Raw genomic sequence first — 16,168 nt, 5'->3', positions numbered from 1 at the left:
GGAAGGAGCTAGCTTGGCCAATCTCCCCAGTCGGATGTGCCACCGTAGTTCACACGGCGCGGAAGCCTCCCTGGAGAAACAGTGACGAACGGCCGCCCGTCGTCGTCGATCGTCTGGGTCCGACGTACTCCTTCAACGAGCATTTCTAGCTCAATTGACCACTCGTGCCAGATAGCGTGCTCCGAATCTTGGGCATTGGCCCAGATATGAACCTGCTCGATGTCCCCCGCCGCAAGCTTCGCGGTCAGGGGCTTACCGACATCACCTGACGGGTTGCGCCAAGTAGTCAACGGCTGCTCACCCCAATCTAGGTCGATCTCAAGGCGTCGGGGTTCCAAGTCCGCACCCCCGACCCCTCTTGTTAGGATAATTCCTTCTTGAAGCTCGATTGTTCGGTGTTTCGCGACGCGCACGTTCTCCACCACGACTGCCGCCTCGACCCTCGCTTGGACGGTGACCCTCAGCGGAGTCGTTAGCGCATCGACCGCATTCAGTACACTGGCCCACTCCAGCCATGCATCGCGTCCCGTCGGTGCGCCCGACTCATTGATACGAAGTGGATCGTCGACATATACTGAGAAGCCAATCCAATCCGGATCACCCGACCAGATGACGCGCGGGTCACGATCGACGTGTACGTATATCGGTGAATGGCCGGGAAGCGACTCTCGCCCCTTCCGCTCGACCAACGAGGTGAGAGGCTTGAAGTAGGCTTGTACCGTCATCCCGAGAACCACGCCAATTGCGCCACCCAGTAAAAGCTCAACGAGATTCAAAGTACATCCTTCGCAGTAGACCGCGCCATTAGGCAAGATCGCGACCAAGATACATGATCCAGCTACACCATCGTGACAGCTCGAAGGACGCCGATAGCTGCGTTGAGCTGGCCGGCGCTATTAGGTCTTCTGACCCGACCGGCCTTTGAACAACTCCTATCGAGCCCGGCAAATCGGTCGGCTAGCGCCGTCGTCTCCTCGTGTTCGGCTCTCCCAACTCGTCCTGCGCTTCAGCCACAAGGCCCTCGGGCCCGAAAAGTCCAGTCGTCATCTGCAGGCCATTACACGCCACATTCGGCATGTAATGCACCCGGTCGGCGAAATCGCGAGGGCAGTAAATCCACTGAGAACGGTCGTCCTTGACGAGCTTGAAGAATTGAGCCTCGTTAAAAAGTTCCGGTACGAGCGGAATCGCGGAGCCAGAGACGCCCTCGAACCTCTTCCTCGCGTCGGCCCTTCGCACAATAGTGCTCATTACATTACCCCCCACTGCGCCATTCCAGCTACTAACCGCTCGAATGGCCCGGGTCAGCAGCCTTGCGATCGAGTTGGGGGAAAGGCCACGCCTAACGCATCGCCGTACTACCTTGACGAGCCGACGACGGTAGTCAGGCGAAAGACCCACTCCGGTGGCGTGCAACACGAGGTGGCCTTGGGGTACGAATTGAAGCTCGACGCTGAAGTCCCGGCTCGCCTCCTCCTCCCAGCCAGCGGCTAGGGTTTGCGCATTGCTCACCAAGCAAATGAATGATTGTAGCCCGTCGGGAGACGGATCTAGACCAGACAGATCAGGCTTGCGAGGTTCAAGGAAACCAGCACCAACGAAGGCGGTGCGCCTCACCTTGGCTCGATCCGCACGCGCAACACCTGGCAGAACCAGCGAACGGACCGCTCTCGTTGCGTTCCTTCCAAGCTCGTCCAGAACACCGTCGAAGTTCTTTGACCCGTGGACGCCGAGGGACCGAAGCAACAGCTCGTGAGTTTTCTCGGTGACGCCCATGTCCGCAAGCCCCGTGTACGCAAATGTTGCGTGGTTGCACAGCAGAGTCGCCTTATTCTCCTTCTCTTCAAATAGTTCTCCTCTCATCGTCGTCAAACGGCGGTCCGACGCTTGAACGACGCAGGACGGCGTTATGCACGTTAGAATCAACGTCACACCCGTGATACTCGCACTCGTACCGCCTTCCGTCATAGCGCTGCTTGGGTGAGATTTAGCTGGTATGCTCGTGTCGCTGCCAGAAACGTTGAGTTGCGCGATCCCGGTCCCACATGAGCTATCTCGGCGCGCTGTCGTTAGTCATTGTCAACGTCGTAGCGGTGGCGTCGGTGCATCGCTCCACAGCAGGCCGCGATCCTTCAGCCATGTCCGCGCCGCGTCGAGCCCGTCGTTCTCTGCGACGCTAAGCAGCTCGCACGCGCGGTTGTTACGCTGTACGCAGTCCCAGGTGTCGCCGCTCAGCGCGAGACGGCTGTCGGCGTCCAGGTCCTCCGCGGCGATGTCTTCGTCGGTAGCCTCTTCCCCGAGCATGGCGAGCCTGCGCAGGTCCCGCCGTCCGGTGGACCACGTCAGTTGTCGCCGGCCCTCGCTGGACTGCTCCCACTCCCACCAGCGCGCCATGGCCGACTCCTCGTAGGTGTCGACCGCGTCGGCGAGGAGCTGCATCGGAGTCCGGCCACCGGCCCGCTGGCCTTCCTTGCGGTGCGATCCGGTGACTTCGTGGGCGATCTTGGTGAAGTAGTCGGCCAGGTCGCCGTCCCCGAGCTGCACACGGCGCAGGTCCCACCCGTGATCATCGGACGCGTCGAAACCCTTGCGCTCCAGCGCGCCACGCCAACGGGCGAACATGCGAGCGCCGACGCTGCCGGCGACAAGCTCGGCGGAGACCTGGGCGCCGAAGCAAAGCAGAGCGTGGACGTGAACGTGCCAGCCGTTGTCGCCGTCGGTGACCTCCACGACCCGAGCCCAGCCCAGTAACCCGCCAAACAGCTCCTGATCGGCCTGCCACGCTCCGCCCGAGGTGACGCGCGCCCAGGCGTCGGACAGGACGTCCCAGCAGCCACGGGCCTGGCGCAGGGTGTTCTCCTCGATCGCTTCGGCCTCAGCTTCGCGCTCGTCGAAGTCCCAGTGGTTCGCATTGGCCGCTTCGTACAGCGAGCGGTTCTCCTCGAGGCGGCGCAGCCGGGCGCGCTCGTCCTTGCTCAGCCCGAGCCGGTCCCCGCGCGAGTGGCGCATGGTCAGGGTCAAAAGGAAGGCCGACCCGCCGGCCCCGTCGACCGCGCGCATCACCTTGGACAGCTCGTCCGCCCGCCGGGTGGCGATCTTCGCGGCGCACTGCGGGCAGCTCCACACCGACCCGCATGACGCGAGCCCGGAGTAGCCGGCCGAGCGGGAGCCGTCCTCGCCCGTCGTGAGCGCGAGCGTGACCCCGCCGTCGGGGTCAAGCGGGGTGCCGCAGTTCCGGACCCGGCGCAGGCTGGTGATGGGCCGCAGCTGCGACCGTCGCCCCCAGCGGGTCTCGCGTCGGTGCTGGGCCTTCGCCACCCGCTCACCCGGACTCAGTCGCTCGTTGGCTCCCCGGCGGGACCTGGTCTTGTGAAGACCTGTTCGCCCATTACCGAGAGCCGCCCCGCTCACCGGGCACCACCAGCGGTCAGAGCCGGCGCTGGCGCGCCGGCGGTGGCCGGCCCTTCCGGGCCGGCCACGCTCTCACTCCTGACTTCGTCCCGTGCCGCGCGGCCGGCCCCCGGGCCGGCCACCACAGCGGCGACAGCGACGACCTGGGCCACGGAAGCGACCAGGAGCAGGACGAGCATCGGCCTCCGGCGGCCAGGCGCTCCGCCCTGGACCAGGGCACCGACCTCAGGAGAGCCCTCGACGGCGACGAGCTCGGGGAAGTGGTGGTCGGGGCGGGGCCCCACCCTCGACGACGCGCCCGAGGGCTGCCAGACCGCCCGCACGGCCGCAAGCGCCACCCGGCAGCGCAGACGCCCGTCCTCGACGGCAGGGGCGCTTGCACCCGCACGAACGGCCCGGCAGGGCAGAGCCCGCGCCGCCGAGGGAGAGACCCCTAGGCCGATCGATGGCGGGGCATGGACGAGGCGGTGTAGCTCGGCCAGGGTGAGCCGGCCAGACCCGGCCTGGACCCCGCCGCCCGCTATGTAGACGCAGCCTCGACCGAAGGCGGACCGATGGACACCTCTGACGGCCATGACCTCAGCTGGCACGAGGACGACGAGCTCCACCAGGCTGAGGGCGTGCTCTCGGAGCGGCTCGGGATCAGCATGGACGAAGCCGTTATCGCCATCCGACGGCGTGCTGAGGCCTCGGCGCTGACGCCGGCCGAGATTGCCACCCAGGTGCTCCACGAAGTCAGGACACCCAGGCGCTGAGCGAACATCGCAACGACGGGCGGGCCGCCGCCGAGCGTGCGACAGCGCGACCCCGTTGTCTGTGGAGCACGTCGCCATGGTGAGCCGGGCAGGGCGAGTCGGTTCACCGACGCGACCGGACGAGACGGTGTTGGGCGCCTCCCCAGACCCCGTGAAGGCGGGGCCGGCTTGGACGAGAAGCGGCAAGAGCAGGCTCATCGAACCAGCACGGGACTGCTGAGATTGCCCGGACTCTGTACGGTGGCGGCCACAGCGCTCGACTTGACGGGCGCCGACCGGACGTGGAGCGCTCCGCTGGCTAGGAGAGCTCCCGGTGGTCCCGTTGTTCATGTGCGTCCCGACTGACCTGCGGGTGGCGGGCAGAACGCAGCCCATGTCGCTTCGGCTCTGCTCGGCGCACCAGCATCGTTGACCTGTCGCGCTCGTCCCCGCCGCGATCTTCAAGGTGGGACCCACATGGACCCCCGTCAGCACGACGAACTCGTCACCGCCCTCCGCCAGGCCGCCCGCGGCCTGGCGAGCCGGCGCAGCATCCGCGACCTCGAGGAGACGCTCGGGCAGATCGTCACCTCGGCCGTGGCCACGATCCCCGGGGTGGACGCGGGCAGCATCTCCATCACCCACCACGGGCACATCGAGACCCGCCACCCCACGAGCGAGACGATCGGCAAGCTCGACCGCACCCAGAGCGAGCTCAACGAAGGCCCCTGCATCTCCGCGATCAAGGACCCGCCCGAGGACGGGATCGTGATCGCCCGCGACCTCGCCGGCGACGACGCCCAGCGGTGGCCCCGGTTCGCCCCGCTCGCGGTCGAGGCCGGCTACCGGGCGCTGATGTCGACCCAGCTCTCGACCAACGGGGGCCCGCGGGCCGCGCTGAACCTGTACTCGGCCACCGCGGACGCCTTCGACGAGCACGCCCGCACCCTGGCCGGGCTGTTCGGCATCCAGGCCGCGATGCTGCTCTACGGCGCCGACACGGCAGCGAACCTGCAGCGGGCCGTGGACAGCCGCGACCAGATCGGGCAGGCCAAGGGCATCCTGATGGAACGGTTCTCCCTCGACGACGAGGCCGCGTTCCAGATGCTGGTCAAGTCCTCCCAGGACACCAACATGAAACTCACCGACGTCGCCCGCTGGCTCACCAGCGAAGTCGGCAAGAGCGCTGCCCGGCGTGCCTCCGATCAGGACCACGGCGGTTGATCCCGCACCGGCACTTCTCAGGTCGTGCGCGCCTGCCGCAATACTGTGATCGCCTCCCATCGCAGGACGACGATCGCTGGTGACTCCCGACCTGGTGCGGTAGGTCCCATCTGCTGCCATCGCCGCCGAAGAGGCCGAACGACCGGTTGAGCTGTTGAACGACTGTCGCGCCTGAGCCACCGTTGCGCGCGGGGCGCATCGGCTCATCGCGTTTCCCGGCGACACGCCACCGGGAGCACACTGTGTCGAGCCCCAGACACCACGCGCGCCTAAGTTCGCAGGTTGGCGGAGACCATGGAGAAGGTTCCAGCTACCACCGCGCCACTGGATGGCGCCTTGAAGGCGCATCTGTTGCAGCCAACGAGAAGTCGGGTGGAGGGCGGGGAGGGCGCTGACCACGGGCAGGTAGGCGCCGACGCCCGGGATGCCCTCGCAGACCCGCGAGGTTCGGCCGCCTACGAGCGCGAGCGCCGTGCTGACCACCGGGACGCCGAAGCTGGGCAACGAGAGCACCAGGCCGACGAGCGTGAGCGGCAGGCCGACGAACGCGACCGGCAGGCCGACGAACGCGAGCGGCAGGCCGACGAGCGCGAGACCTTCTTGGACGACCTCGCCCGCGCGATCGGAGTGGTTACGGCTAGAGGTCTGGACCGCGCAGAAGCAAGCCTGGACCGCGCATCCGAGGAGGTGGCGCGGGCGAACGAGGCCGTCGACCGTCTCCGCGAAACACTGCGCCGTGCTCGACAGCGAACAACCCGGGACCAAGCCGAGATCGATCGCGAGACTGCGGAGGTGCTCGATCGGGCGGCCAGAGCAGGACTCGATGAGCGGACTCTGAGCCACTGCCTTGCTGATATCAACAGCGATTCCGCAACCGAACTCGACTCGGATGCCGAGCCGAGCACATCCCGATCCCCGGCACCCTTCGCGCCCAACCCTCTCCCCGCGGACTAGTACGACGACGGAGCCGGCGCGGCCCGCAGCTACCTCAAGCGGCTCTCGCAGCCGTGGCTCTGCTGAGCGATGGGCCGTCGACTCGGCGTCCACAGGAGTCAGCAGGAGCGCCGGCTGAACCTCTGGGCCGTCACCCGCGGTTGGTCGCGAGCTGATCGAGCCGACTGCTGAACAAGATCGACCCAGCAAGTACCCATGACATTCGTCCGCCGACGGTCCAGGAGCCGCGAGAAACGCGCGAAGAACCGGTAGCCCGTTCTCGCAGGTCGGCCGGGTTAGTCGCGGATCGACGGTGACTCCATAAATCTCCCCGTCGAGAATCACTGGGTTCGGGGTTCGAGTCCCTGACGGCGCACCCATCTCGCAGCTCACAGCTCTACGAAGCGATCTTCGATGTGACTCCAAGGCCGTCCGGCGGGCCGTTCACTTCACGCACTGACCCCGACATGACCAGCTTCGGGGGTCTTCCGGCCTGTCGCTGTGACCGCCACTCCTCTATGTCGGAGGTCGGCGCTACCGTCGACCTATGACCGCCGCAGCCCAGCCAGAGCCGGCGCCGCACCCGCTGGCCGCTGGGGCGTCCCCAGCCGTGGTCAAACAGTGGCTGCTCCCCCACGACGCGGAGCGGTTCATCGCCGAGTACCGAGCAGCTCTCGACGACGCCCGCACCTCGCTGCAGCTCGAGGTCGTCCTCGAGGTCGTCGAGCGCTGGCGAGGCATCGCGATTCTGCAAACCGCCCCTGCGGCCTACCGCCGCACCGTCCGCCATGCCGCTCAGATCGCCACCGGCGAACCCTCCCCCCAGGACGAGCCCCTCGAGGTCACCAGCACCAAGGCCGGCCTCTAGTCACGTGTACGTCGTCGAGCCGGTCGGCGAGGACGTGCAAGCCTCGATCGAGGCTCTCCCACCTGAGCTGCTCGCTGCCTTCGCCGAGCTACGGGCAGCCCTCGAGCTCTCGCCATGGACAGTCGGCACGCCGCTCGTCCCCTCCAACCCGACGGGCCTGCGCGTCTCGACCATCGGACCTGATGGCACTGGCCAGGTCGTCTTCCACGTGGTCTAACGGGACCGCATCGTTCCCGTCGTCCAGGTGACCTTCGTCTGAGCGCAGGGCCTCCGGCGTGAGAACGTGCCCGCTCCACCGTAGGGCGCGCAGCGTGGCTTCATCAGGCGGTGTTGACCACCTCGAGCGGCATCACCTCGTGCCTCTCGGACAGCTTCACGCTTGTCCGTCACTCCTCGGCCTCGGGGAACTCGGTGTACCCGAGGAGATGTTCGCGGGCCTCAGTGCGCTTGAGCGCGGCGAGAACCTCGGCCGGCGTGGCGCGGAAGAAACCCGCGGCGCAGGCGGACGCGGCGGTCGGCGAGCTCGAGGTGCAGGCGGTCTGCACCGACAGTGCTGCTCGTACCGGGCCGACGCGTGACCGTCGACGGTGATGTCCGACGGCCCGCTTACGTCACACCGTCGCGCCGCACCAGGCTCTACTTGCCACCACAACCGACGAGTTCGTGCTCTGCCTGCCCGACGCCGGGAGCCGGTAGGACGTCGTCGCGCGCCTCGCGGCCGCCGGTCGGTACCCGGTCGCCCCCACCGCCTGCTGGGCCGACTATGACGGGATGACCTTCGTCGACCCTGACGGGCGCCGGTTGATCGTGACCTCCTGGATCTACTGCCCCTCGTGAGGTGCCCGACCTCGAGCCGCCGACGAGGACATTGAACGCTCTCGTAGACGTCGCGCCAGGTGCGGCCCGCTCGCGGACCGGGGCAGGTCGTGAGCTGCGGCGTGGCCCCCGCCGCCCGCACGGTCAGAACGGCTTGGAGCCCGTCGGCGATAAGGGACGGGGACCTCGCGGCACCCGAGAGCCCCCACGACCGTCGTCGGGCGGGTCATCCCCGGTGGGCGCACACCAGAAGCACACCCGGTTACCGGCGGCCATGCGCGCGTGCGGGCGAGGACGCTGCCCGCACACGACCGTGCCGTCCTGGCAGCGGGCGCATGGGACGTCCGAGCCCTGCGCCACTCGCCGAGGCAACAGACCGGCGTCGAGCACCGCGTCCTCGGCAGCCGTCACGGTGAGACCGCTGAGATCGGGTACCTCAGCACCCGGGCGCCGCCGACCCATGCCATCTCCCCGCGGCCCTCGACCCGAGCTCGGGCGCGCACAGAACAGGGTGTCGCGCCGAGTCAAAGGAACGAGACGCGACCTGATCGTCCGCGGTCATCTCGAGTGCTCGGTCACCACGGCGATCTCGGCGTCCGGGCCCGGGAAGACCAGGCACGGGTCCCGCCCTTCGAAGCGCACCAAGAACGGGCCGTCCTCGCCGTGCACTTCCACGATCGTGCCGACCCGATCAGCCTGATCGACCCGTCGGCTGTGCTGGATGATCCGGTCTCCGACGTTGCCACGCATGCGAGCTCGCCTTCTTCCCTCCAGCTCCGAGCAGCTCCATCTCGAGCAACGTCCTACGATCGGCGCGTCGACGAGCGGATGTCAACGCGCAGCCTCGATGAGACGGCGAGAGGCTCCGCTGATCGCCCCGGCCGTCCTGCTCTAACGCCTCCCGGTGGAAGCCAGAACGACACCGGCCCGGCCACGCCGTCGCGAGGGGCCAGATGGTGCGCCCACGCCGGCCCGACCCGAGACCGTGCCTCGCGCGACGCTGTGGTCCTGCTCGGCCGGGACCGCCAGGAGCCGGTGGCGATGCCGATCGGGAGCCCGAGCCCCAGCGCGAGGGCCGCCACCACGGCAACCGGACGCCTGGTCGACGTCGAGGATCGACCGGTTCCGCCGGTGTTGGGAAGGTCGTCGAGCAAGGAGACGAGTTCGTGGCGGTAGCGCGCCGCATAGGCCGCGGTCGGCGGACATCGGTCTCGTCGAGGTCGAGGCGCCCCTCAGGAGCGCAGGCTGCAGAGCCGCGGCCGCGTCCTCGAGTTCAGCATCGGTGGCCTCCACTGCCACGGGTTCGGGGTCATGCCTGCCTCCTTTCGCCGGCCCGACGGTGCGGCCGAACATCGGACGCGATCGGCATCGAATGCCTCCGGGTTGGTCAGCGAGATGGCGACACCCTCCTCGGCCCACGTGAGGTCCCGGAGAAGGGCCCGCGCAGACCACATCCCACCGACCGAATCGTGCTGACGAGCAGGGCTTCCCGGCTTTCGCTGCGCTACCTTTTCCCGGCGGCTTCCTCTCGGATGGGAGGCCGCGCGGTGAGGGAAGTGGCGAAATGATCGTTGCCCTTGCGCTCTGCGCTGCCGTTCTCCTGGTGGCCGCGATGCTGGTCGGGACGAGCATGCGGATCGTCCGCCAGTACGAGCGCGGAGTCGTGTTCCGGTTCGGCAGGGTGGAGCCCGGCACCACGAGAGCGCCCGGGATCGTCCTGCTCTGGCCGTTCGCGGACCGGATGACGAAGGTCAACATGCAGATCGTGACCCTGCCGGTCCCGGCGCAGGACGGGATCACCCGCGACAACGTCACCGTGCGGGTCGACGCGGTCATCTACTTCCGGGTGGTCGATCCCGTCCGCGTGGCGGTGGACGTGCAGGACTACATGTCCGCCGTCGGGCAGCTCGCCCAGACGTCGCTGCGGTCGATCATCGGGAAGAGCGACCTCGACGATCTGCTCAGCAACCGGGAGAAGCTCAACCAGGGCCTCGAGCTGATGATCGACACCCCGGTAATGGACTGGGGCCTGCACATCGACCGCGTCGAGATCAAGGACGTCTCCCTGCCCGAGTCGATGAAGCGTTCCATGTCGCGTCAGGCCGAGGCCGAGCGTGAACGTCGCGCTCGCGTCATCACCGCTGACGGCGAACGCCAGGCGGCGGCGACGCTCTCCGAGGCCGCGGAGACGATGTCGGACCACCCGGCCTCCCTGCAGCTCCGCCTCCTGGAAACGGTCGTGGAGGTCGCGGCCGAGAAGAACTCGACACTCGTGCTGCCCTTTCCCGTCGAACTGCTGCGGTTCCTCGAGCGCGTCACCCCCGAGGAGAACCAGGCCCCGACCGCGAGGGACCGGACCGCAGCAGGGGCTGCGCCGCCCCTCCCCCTCCGGGATCTGACCGGGTCCACGGCACGAACCCGGTCGGGTCTCCGCTCGACGACCCGCCTGCCAGTTCGGCCACGCCCCCGGCCACGATCCCGGAGGAAGACGCCGGCACGCGCCACCCGGAGGTGACCCTGCTCGGGGGCACACATCGCCCGGCTCGCACGCACAACCGTGCGCGGGCCGTCCAAGGACAGCCCGCGCACGAGGACACCAATCGGGCGGCTCAGGTCTCGGCCTTCACCGCCAGGATGGGGACGGGGCTGTCGAGCAGGAGGCGCTGGGCGGCGCTCCCGAGCAGCGCCTTGCTCACCGGCGAGCGGCGCTTCATGCCGATCACCAGCCGCTGCACGTCGGGACGCTGGTCGATCTCCTCGAGCACGGTGTCCGCCGGATCGCGATCCACCGGGCCCGGGCGCTCGAGGAGCGTCACCTCGAGGTCCTCCGAGCCACCGTCGCCGCCCACCCCGCCAAGGCAGCCCGACCTCGTGGAGACGATCGAATAGCTCGGCGCCCGCGGCATCGCTAGTGCCGAGCAACCTCCCCGACGGCCGCTCGGGGCGGTCGCCGCTCCGACCCGCTTCAACGGCCGACGGCACGCTTAGGGACCGCTTACGTCACACCACGGCCGCCACCGTCACTCCACCGCCGATGATCGATGAGCAGCAGCACCGATGCTGACCAGCACAAACGAGCACCAGACGTCACCGCGCAGGCCGAGGCTCTCGTCCACTGGGTTCGGGGTTCGAGTCCCTGACGGCGCACCCTTTCCGCTGCTCACAGCTCTACGGAGCGATCTTACGTGTGAGCCGAGGCCGCGCTACCGGCCATTTACTCCCGGCTCGCGGCGTCGGTTACCGCTGCTTCCCGGCGTAGAGATCACCACCGCGGCGTGCGGGCGGTGGTCGTCGAAGGCGTCGGGCACGGGCAGGTGGGCGGCCAGGTTCGATGTGCGCCCTTGGGATCGACGACGAGATCATCGTCGACATCAGAGCTCCTCGGGCTGGAGGTGCGCCGGCTCGCCGTGCTGGTGCCAGGCAGCGGAGTGGGCCCCGATGACCGAGAGCAGCTGCAGCTTGTCGTAGCTCTCGCTGCCCGGGACCGCCGTAAAGACCAACAGCAGGTGGGATTGCTCGGGGTCGAGCAGCGTCTGGCAGTGCAGCTCCAACGCGCCAACCTCGGGGTGCACGAGGCGCTTGAGGCCGTCGGGCCGTACACCGATCTCGTGCGTCTCCCACAGCGTGCGGAACTCCTCGCTCTGCGGCAGGAGCAGCTCGGCGAGGTGCGCGGCCCGCGAATCCGGGCCCCGCAGCGCGACGACTGAGCGCAGCCCGGAGACGTAGCGCCGGGAGAGCAGCGCATGGTCCCCGGGCGGGAAGAGCGCACGGGCGGCGGGGTCGGTGAACCAGCGGTAGCCGATGCTGCGCGCGGGCCCGGTGTGGCGGGTCGTGTCGCCGGTGAGGGCGACCCCGAGCGGGGTCTGACGCAGCGTCTCGCCGAGCTCGGTGACGATCTCCGCCGGGGTGTCGGTGAGCCGGTCGAGGATCCGCAACAGGCCCGGGCTGATGTGCTCGCTAACCACACCCCGGGCCGGCGGGTGCTGCCCGGCGAGCCGGAACAGGTGGTCACGCTCGGCGAGCGAGAGATGCAGCCCCTGGGCGATCGAGGCGATCATCTGCTCCGAGGGCTGCGGGCCGCGCTCCCGCTCGAGACGCGCGTAGTAGTCGGTCGACATGTGGCACAGGGCCGCGACCTCCTCGCGCCGCAGCCCGCTCGTCCGGCGGCGCTGACCGCGCGGCAGGCCGACGTCCTCGGGCTGCAGCGACTCGCGCCGGCGTCGCAGGAACGCCGCCAGGCCGGTCCGGTCGATCTCCACGCCAACGTGTCTACCGCCTGCGGCCCCGCGCAGCCACGGCCCGTCGATCCCCCTCTCCGGCCCGAGGGGCGGCCCGCTCAGACACTGATCAGCAGGCCGTGGCTGTCTCCCCGCCGACCCGCGAACGTCATCGGCACACAGCCACCGACCCGCGGAGCTCCCCGTGCCGAACGACCTCACCCCCACCGTGTCACTCGACCCCACCGTGCCCGTCCCGCTCGACCGCTCGACGGACCGCAGCGCCGACGAGCCGGCCGGCGGTGAGGAGGCGACGACGCTCTCGGCGGCGATGCGCGGCAGCCTGGCCCGCTCCGGAGGCGTCGCGGGGATCCTCGTCGCCGCCGCACCCGCCGTCGCCTTCGTCGTCGCCGACGCCGCCGGCGGACTGATCTGGGCGTTCATCGCCCTCGCCGTCGCTGCTCCCGCGGCCTTCGGTGTGCAGCTCGTCCGCCGGGAGCCGCTGCGGGGCGCGCTGGTCGGCCTGGCCGTGGCCGGCGTCTGCGCCGGCATCGCCGCGTTCTCCGGCGAGGCCCGGGCCTTCTTCCTGCTCCCCACCCTGATCCCCGCCGTGATGGGCGTGGTCTTCCTCGGCTCGGTGCTCGTACGCCGACCGGTGACCGGGATGCTGTTCAACCGCGTGGTCGGCGGCCCCGCCGACTGGCACGAGCACCCCCGGCTGCTGCGCGTCTACACCCTCACCACGCTGGCCGGCGTCGCGCTCCACGCGGTCAACCTCGCCCTGCGCGACGTGGCCTACCTCGCGAACCAACCCGCGGTCCTGGCCGCCCTCGGCGTCGCCGCCGCACCGGTGTTCGCCGCCCTCGCCGCGGTCACCGTCGTCGCCGCCCGCCGCGCGATCACGTACAGCGCCCCCGCCGTCGCCTGACCCTCGTCGCCTGACCTCCGCCGCTCGATGGCCGGCCTAGACCCGAACACCTCACCCCAGGAGCAACCATGTCCCGCACCCCTGACATCGACGTCCCCGACCTCACCGGCAAGCGCGCCATGGTCACCGGCGCCAGCGACGGCATCGGGCTCGGGATCGCCCGCAGGCTCGCCGCCGCCGGCGCCGAGGTCGTCCTGCCCGTGCGCAACCCGCGCAAGGGCCAGGCTGCGATCGCGGCGATCCGCGAGCAGACCCCCGGGGCAGCTGTGTCGCTGCGCGAGCTTGACCTGTCCTCCCTCGCCTCGACCGCCGCGCTCGGCGCGACCCTGCGCGACGAGGGCCGCCCGATCCACCTCCTGATCAACAATGCCGGCGTCATGACCCCGCCCGACCGGCAGACCACCGCCGACGGGTTCGAGCTGCAGTTCGGCACCAACCACCTCGGCCACGTCGCCCTCATCGCGCACCTGCTGCCCCTGCTGCGCGCGGGCCGGGCGCGGGTGACCTCCCAGCTCAGCGTCGCCGCGCGTAGCGGGCGCATCAACTGGGACGACCTGCAGTGGCAGAACTCCTACGCCGGCGGGATGGCCGCGTACTCCCAGTCGAAGATCGCGTTCGGGCTGTTCGCCCTCGAGCTCGACCGCCGTAGCCACGCCGAGGGCTGGGGCATCACCAGCAACATCTCCCACCCGGGAGTCGCCCCGACCAGCCTGCTCGCCCCGCGCGCCGAGCTCGGGCGCGACCAGCCGGCCCGAGGGCGGCGGTTCATCGGTGCCCTGTCCGCCCGCGGCATCCTGGTCGGAACCGCCGACAGCGCCGGACTCCCCGCCCTCTACGCCGCGACCTCTCCGCAGGCCCGCGGTGGGCACTTCTACGGGCCCGGCGGGCTCGGCAACTTGGGCGGCGCCCCCGCCGAACAGCGCCTCTACCGTCCCCTGCGCAGCACCGACGAGGCCGCCCGCATCTGGCAGGTCTCCCTGGAGCTCGCCGGCGTCCCCGTCGACAGCGCCGCCCCCACCACGGCCGACGACGCGCCCGCGCCCCGCCGCGTCCGACAGCACTGAGCCTCGCACCGAGCCGCGCGCGACGCCTCGAGCTTGAAAGGCGTCGCGCGCGAGCCGGAGGTCGCCCCGCACGGCGCCATCGCCGGCGGCGACCCCGCCCCTCGTCAGCAGCGACGGAGGGCGTTCGTCCTCGCCTTCACCAACACCGAAACAGGAGAACCCTCGTGGGAACCAACCGCATCGCCCTGGTCACCGGAGCCAACCAGGGCATGGGCAAGCAGCTCGCCACCGAGCTGGTCTCCGACGGGACCACCGTGTTCGTCGGGGCCCGCAACCTCGACCGGGGCCAGGCAGCGGCCGCCGAGATCGGCGACGGTGCCACCGCGCTCCACCTCGACGTCACCGATGCGCCCTCGATCGCGGCGGCCGCCCAACGCATCCGTGAGGACGCCGGCCGACTCGACCTCCTCGTCAACAACGCGGGCGCCGCCACCATCGGCACCGACGTCCGCGACCTGGCCGAGTTCCGCGCCGTCTCGAAGGCGAGCACGGTGCCCCTCGAGGAGGTGCGGGCCGTCTGGGAGGTCAACGTCTTCGGGCCCCTGGCGGTGTACCAGGCCATGCTGCCGCTGCTCCGCGCATCGTCGGACGCGCGAATCGTGAACGTGACCAGCGCCCTGGGCTCCCTGGCCACAGTCGCTGACCCGGCCTCCGTCTACCACTGGACGTTCGACCCGACCTACGCCGCATCGAAGGCCGCGCTGAACGCCCTCACGCTGTCGATGATGATCGAGCTGGAAGCCAGCGACATCAAGGTCAACCTGGTCTCGCCAGGCTTCGCGAACACCGCGCTGGTCAACTTCGAGGGGACGGACACGGTCGAGGACGCGATCCGTGAAGTGGTGCGGGTCGCCCGGTTCGGACCGCACGAGCCGTCCGGCACCTTCACCAGCTGGGAGGGCGCAGTCGTACCGTGGTGACAGTCCGCGCGAGTGGGAGGCTCATGCCCTCAGGAACGACCTTCCGAGCCGCAGAGATCCTCCGTCTCGTCATCCGGTCTGGTCCACACCTGGTCAGTGGGAGGGCGGCGAGACACGACGGTGGACACCGTCGAGACGGACCGCACCCGCCTCCACACTGGGCCCGAGGGCGTCGCTGCGGTTTGGAGCGGCTGCCCATCAGACGGCCGCTCAGCGCAACAACGACTGATGACCACCGGCCGCTGAGGTGGCCGCTTACGTCACACCACAGCCGCCGGTACCCGCACACCGCCGATGATCGGCGGCCAGGAGTACCGTTGCTGACCAGCACAGATGAGCACCGAGCATCATCCGAGAAGACGTGACTCTCGTCCACTGGGTTCGGGGTTCGAGTCCCTGACGGCGCACTCTTTCCGCTGGTCACCGCTCTACGGAGCGATCTTCCAACGTGACTCTCTTCACCTTTCGGGCACGCTTACTCTTGCGCGATGATCCCTTTGAGCGGTCGTGTGAAGATCGCTAGGAGCCGACCTGCGTAGATGATCGTGTAGGCAGGAGGCCACGCCGATGGGCCGAGGCTGACGTCATCGGTGTTTTCACCGGCCGTCACGTCCGGCAGCCGAACGCCTGGCTTCGTCTTGCTCGATCGTGACTCGCGCACGCCACAACTGCCTCCTACGGTCGGTTGGCACCGCCGGGGACAGACTCGCCGTGACCATGCTCAGCGTCCCGGTCGATCCTCGTGCCGCACTGCGGATGCTCGAGGCCGAGGCCGACGACCTCTCAACGCTGCTCGCCGAGGTCCCCGTCGACCTCGACCTCATCGACACCGAGGACCGCCAAATCGAGACGGACTCGCCTGCCGATCAGGTGTGGCGGCATGTCGATCGTTATCACCGCGGCCCGTCAGTCGCCTTCTGAACGCTGTCGATCCAGTGGCGCAGGTGGTGCAAGAGACAAGGATGGCGACCCTCAACGACACGTCGCCGTCCGACGTCCGAGCCGATCTGCCAAGCTCGAGGGCCGGCATCCGACCGGGTTCTTGGTTCTCGG

The 16,168-nt window shown here is 69.2% G+C and carries 18 protein-coding genes and 1 pseudogene; 11 read left to right on the top strand and 8 right to left on the bottom strand.

Annotation, left to right across the window (positions count from 1 at the left end; genetic code table 11):
• Window positions 1-8: 8 nt before the first annotated feature.
• The 3 genes from OG774_RS29380 to OG774_RS29370 all read right to left on the bottom strand — a co-directional run bounded on the left by OG774_RS29380 (window position 9) and on the right by OG774_RS29370 (window position 3,318).
• On the bottom strand, window positions 9-824 hold the full coding sequence (locus OG774_RS29380; RefSeq protein WP_328305848.1) for a hypothetical protein: 816 nt from the start codon (window positions 822-824) through the stop codon (window positions 9-11).
• Window positions 825-957: 133 nt separating this feature from the next.
• Window positions 958-1,872 (bottom strand): hypothetical protein, encoded by a 915-nt coding sequence (locus OG774_RS29375; protein WP_328305847.1) that lies wholly within the window; start codon window positions 1,870-1,872, stop codon window positions 958-960.
• Between the two features lie 207 nt (window positions 1,873-2,079).
• Window positions 2,080-3,318, bottom strand: a complete 1,239-nt coding sequence (locus OG774_RS29370) for a hypothetical protein (RefSeq protein ID WP_328305846.1) — start codon at window positions 3,316-3,318, stop codon at window positions 2,080-2,082.
• A 647-nt stretch (window positions 3,319-3,965) separates the two neighbouring features.
• Here OG774_RS29370 and OG774_RS29365 point away from each other — a divergent pair.
• The 5 genes from OG774_RS29365 to OG774_RS29345 all read left to right on the top strand — a co-directional run bounded on the left by OG774_RS29365 (window position 3,966) and on the right by OG774_RS29345 (window position 7,387).
• Window positions 3,966-4,166, top strand: coding sequence for an ANTAR domain-containing protein (locus OG774_RS29365; protein WP_328305845.1), 201 nt, complete (start codon window positions 3,966-3,968; stop codon window positions 4,164-4,166).
• A 456-nt stretch (window positions 4,167-4,622) separates the two neighbouring features.
• Complete coding sequence (locus tag OG774_RS29360) at window positions 4,623-5,369, top strand: ANTAR domain-containing protein (protein ID WP_328305844.1); 747 nt, start codon at window positions 4,623-4,625, stop codon at window positions 5,367-5,369.
• Between the two features lie 282 nt (window positions 5,370-5,651).
• A complete protein-coding gene (locus OG774_RS29355) occupies window positions 5,652-6,323 on the top strand; it encodes a hypothetical protein (protein WP_328305843.1) in 672 nt (223 codons plus the stop codon).
• Between the two features lie 526 nt (window positions 6,324-6,849).
• Entirely contained in the window at window positions 6,850-7,170 is a 321-nt protein-coding gene (locus OG774_RS29350; protein WP_328305842.1) for a DUF6247 family protein, read from the top strand.
• Window positions 7,171-7,174: 4 nt separating this feature from the next.
• Window positions 7,175-7,387 (top strand): hypothetical protein, encoded by a 213-nt coding sequence (locus OG774_RS29345; protein ID WP_328305841.1) that lies wholly within the window; start codon window positions 7,175-7,177, stop codon window positions 7,385-7,387.
• A 169-nt stretch (window positions 7,388-7,556) separates the two neighbouring features.
• On the opposite strand, the gene OG774_RS29340 is transcribed toward OG774_RS29345, so the two are convergent.
• Complete coding sequence (locus OG774_RS29340; protein WP_328305840.1) at window positions 7,557-7,715, bottom strand: hypothetical protein; 159 nt, start codon at window positions 7,713-7,715, stop codon at window positions 7,557-7,559.
• 166 nt (window positions 7,716-7,881) lie between these two features.
• On the opposite strand from OG774_RS29340, the pseudogene OG774_RS29940 reads away from it, so the two are divergent.
• Window positions 7,882-8,007: pseudogene (locus tag OG774_RS29940) on the top strand (hypothetical protein); the annotation flags it as partial.
• 123 nt (window positions 8,008-8,130) lie between these two features.
• Here the strand turns inward: OG774_RS29940 and OG774_RS29935 are convergent.
• Window positions 8,131-8,448: a PASTA domain-containing protein gene (locus OG774_RS29935; protein ID WP_442873923.1), complete on the bottom strand. Its 318-nt coding sequence runs from the start codon at window positions 8,446-8,448 to the stop codon at window positions 8,131-8,133.
• 96 nt (window positions 8,449-8,544) lie between these two features.
• Entirely contained in the window at window positions 8,545-8,736 is a 192-nt protein-coding gene (locus tag OG774_RS29335; protein WP_328305839.1) for a DUF1918 domain-containing protein, read from the bottom strand.
• Between the two features lie 862 nt (window positions 8,737-9,598).
• On the opposite strand from OG774_RS29335, the gene OG774_RS29330 reads away from it, so the two are divergent.
• Window positions 9,599-10,501, top strand: coding sequence for a slipin family protein (locus OG774_RS29330; protein ID WP_328311213.1), 903 nt, complete (start codon window positions 9,599-9,601; stop codon window positions 10,499-10,501).
• A 94-nt stretch (window positions 10,502-10,595) separates the two neighbouring features.
• Here OG774_RS29330 and OG774_RS29325 read toward each other — a convergent pair whose 3' ends face one another.
• Both OG774_RS29325 and OG774_RS29320 read right to left on the bottom strand, forming a co-directional pair.
• Window positions 10,596-10,802, bottom strand: a complete 207-nt coding sequence (locus tag OG774_RS29325) for a universal stress protein (protein WP_328305838.1) — start codon at window positions 10,800-10,802, stop codon at window positions 10,596-10,598.
• Between the two features lie 555 nt (window positions 10,803-11,357).
• Window positions 11,358-12,239, bottom strand: coding sequence for a helix-turn-helix transcriptional regulator (locus OG774_RS29320; protein ID WP_328311211.1), 882 nt, complete (start codon window positions 12,237-12,239; stop codon window positions 11,358-11,360).
• Between the two features lie 169 nt (window positions 12,240-12,408).
• Here OG774_RS29320 and OG774_RS29315 point away from each other — a divergent pair, with 169 nt between their 5' ends.
• The 4 genes from OG774_RS29315 to OG774_RS29300 all read left to right on the top strand — a co-directional run bounded on the left by OG774_RS29315 (window position 12,409) and on the right by OG774_RS29300 (window position 16,036).
• Complete coding sequence (locus tag OG774_RS29315; RefSeq protein ID WP_328305837.1) at window positions 12,409-13,131, top strand: DUF3159 domain-containing protein; 723 nt, start codon at window positions 12,409-12,411, stop codon at window positions 13,129-13,131.
• Window positions 13,132-13,199: 68 nt separating this feature from the next.
• On the top strand, window positions 13,200-14,195 hold the full coding sequence (locus tag OG774_RS29310; protein WP_328305836.1) for an SDR family oxidoreductase: 996 nt from the start codon (window positions 13,200-13,202) through the stop codon (window positions 14,193-14,195).
• 164 nt (window positions 14,196-14,359) lie between these two features.
• Window positions 14,360-15,115: an SDR family NAD(P)-dependent oxidoreductase gene (locus tag OG774_RS29305; RefSeq protein ID WP_328305835.1), complete on the top strand. Its 756-nt coding sequence runs from the start codon at window positions 14,360-14,362 to the stop codon at window positions 15,113-15,115.
• 648 nt (window positions 15,116-15,763) lie between these two features.
• Complete coding sequence (locus tag OG774_RS29300; RefSeq protein WP_328305834.1) at window positions 15,764-16,036, top strand: DUF6308 family protein; 273 nt, start codon at window positions 15,764-15,766, stop codon at window positions 16,034-16,036.
• Window positions 16,037-16,168: the final 132 nt, after the last annotated feature.

The sequence above is a fragment of the Actinomycetospora sp. NBC_00405 genome, assembly GCF_036044095.1.
Taxonomy (GTDB): domain Bacteria; phylum Actinomycetota; class Actinomycetes; order Mycobacteriales; family Pseudonocardiaceae; genus Actinomycetospora; species Actinomycetospora callitridis.
The sequence above is the reverse complement of the archived record's forward strand: the minus strand, read 5'-3'. Positions and strand labels throughout refer to the sequence as shown.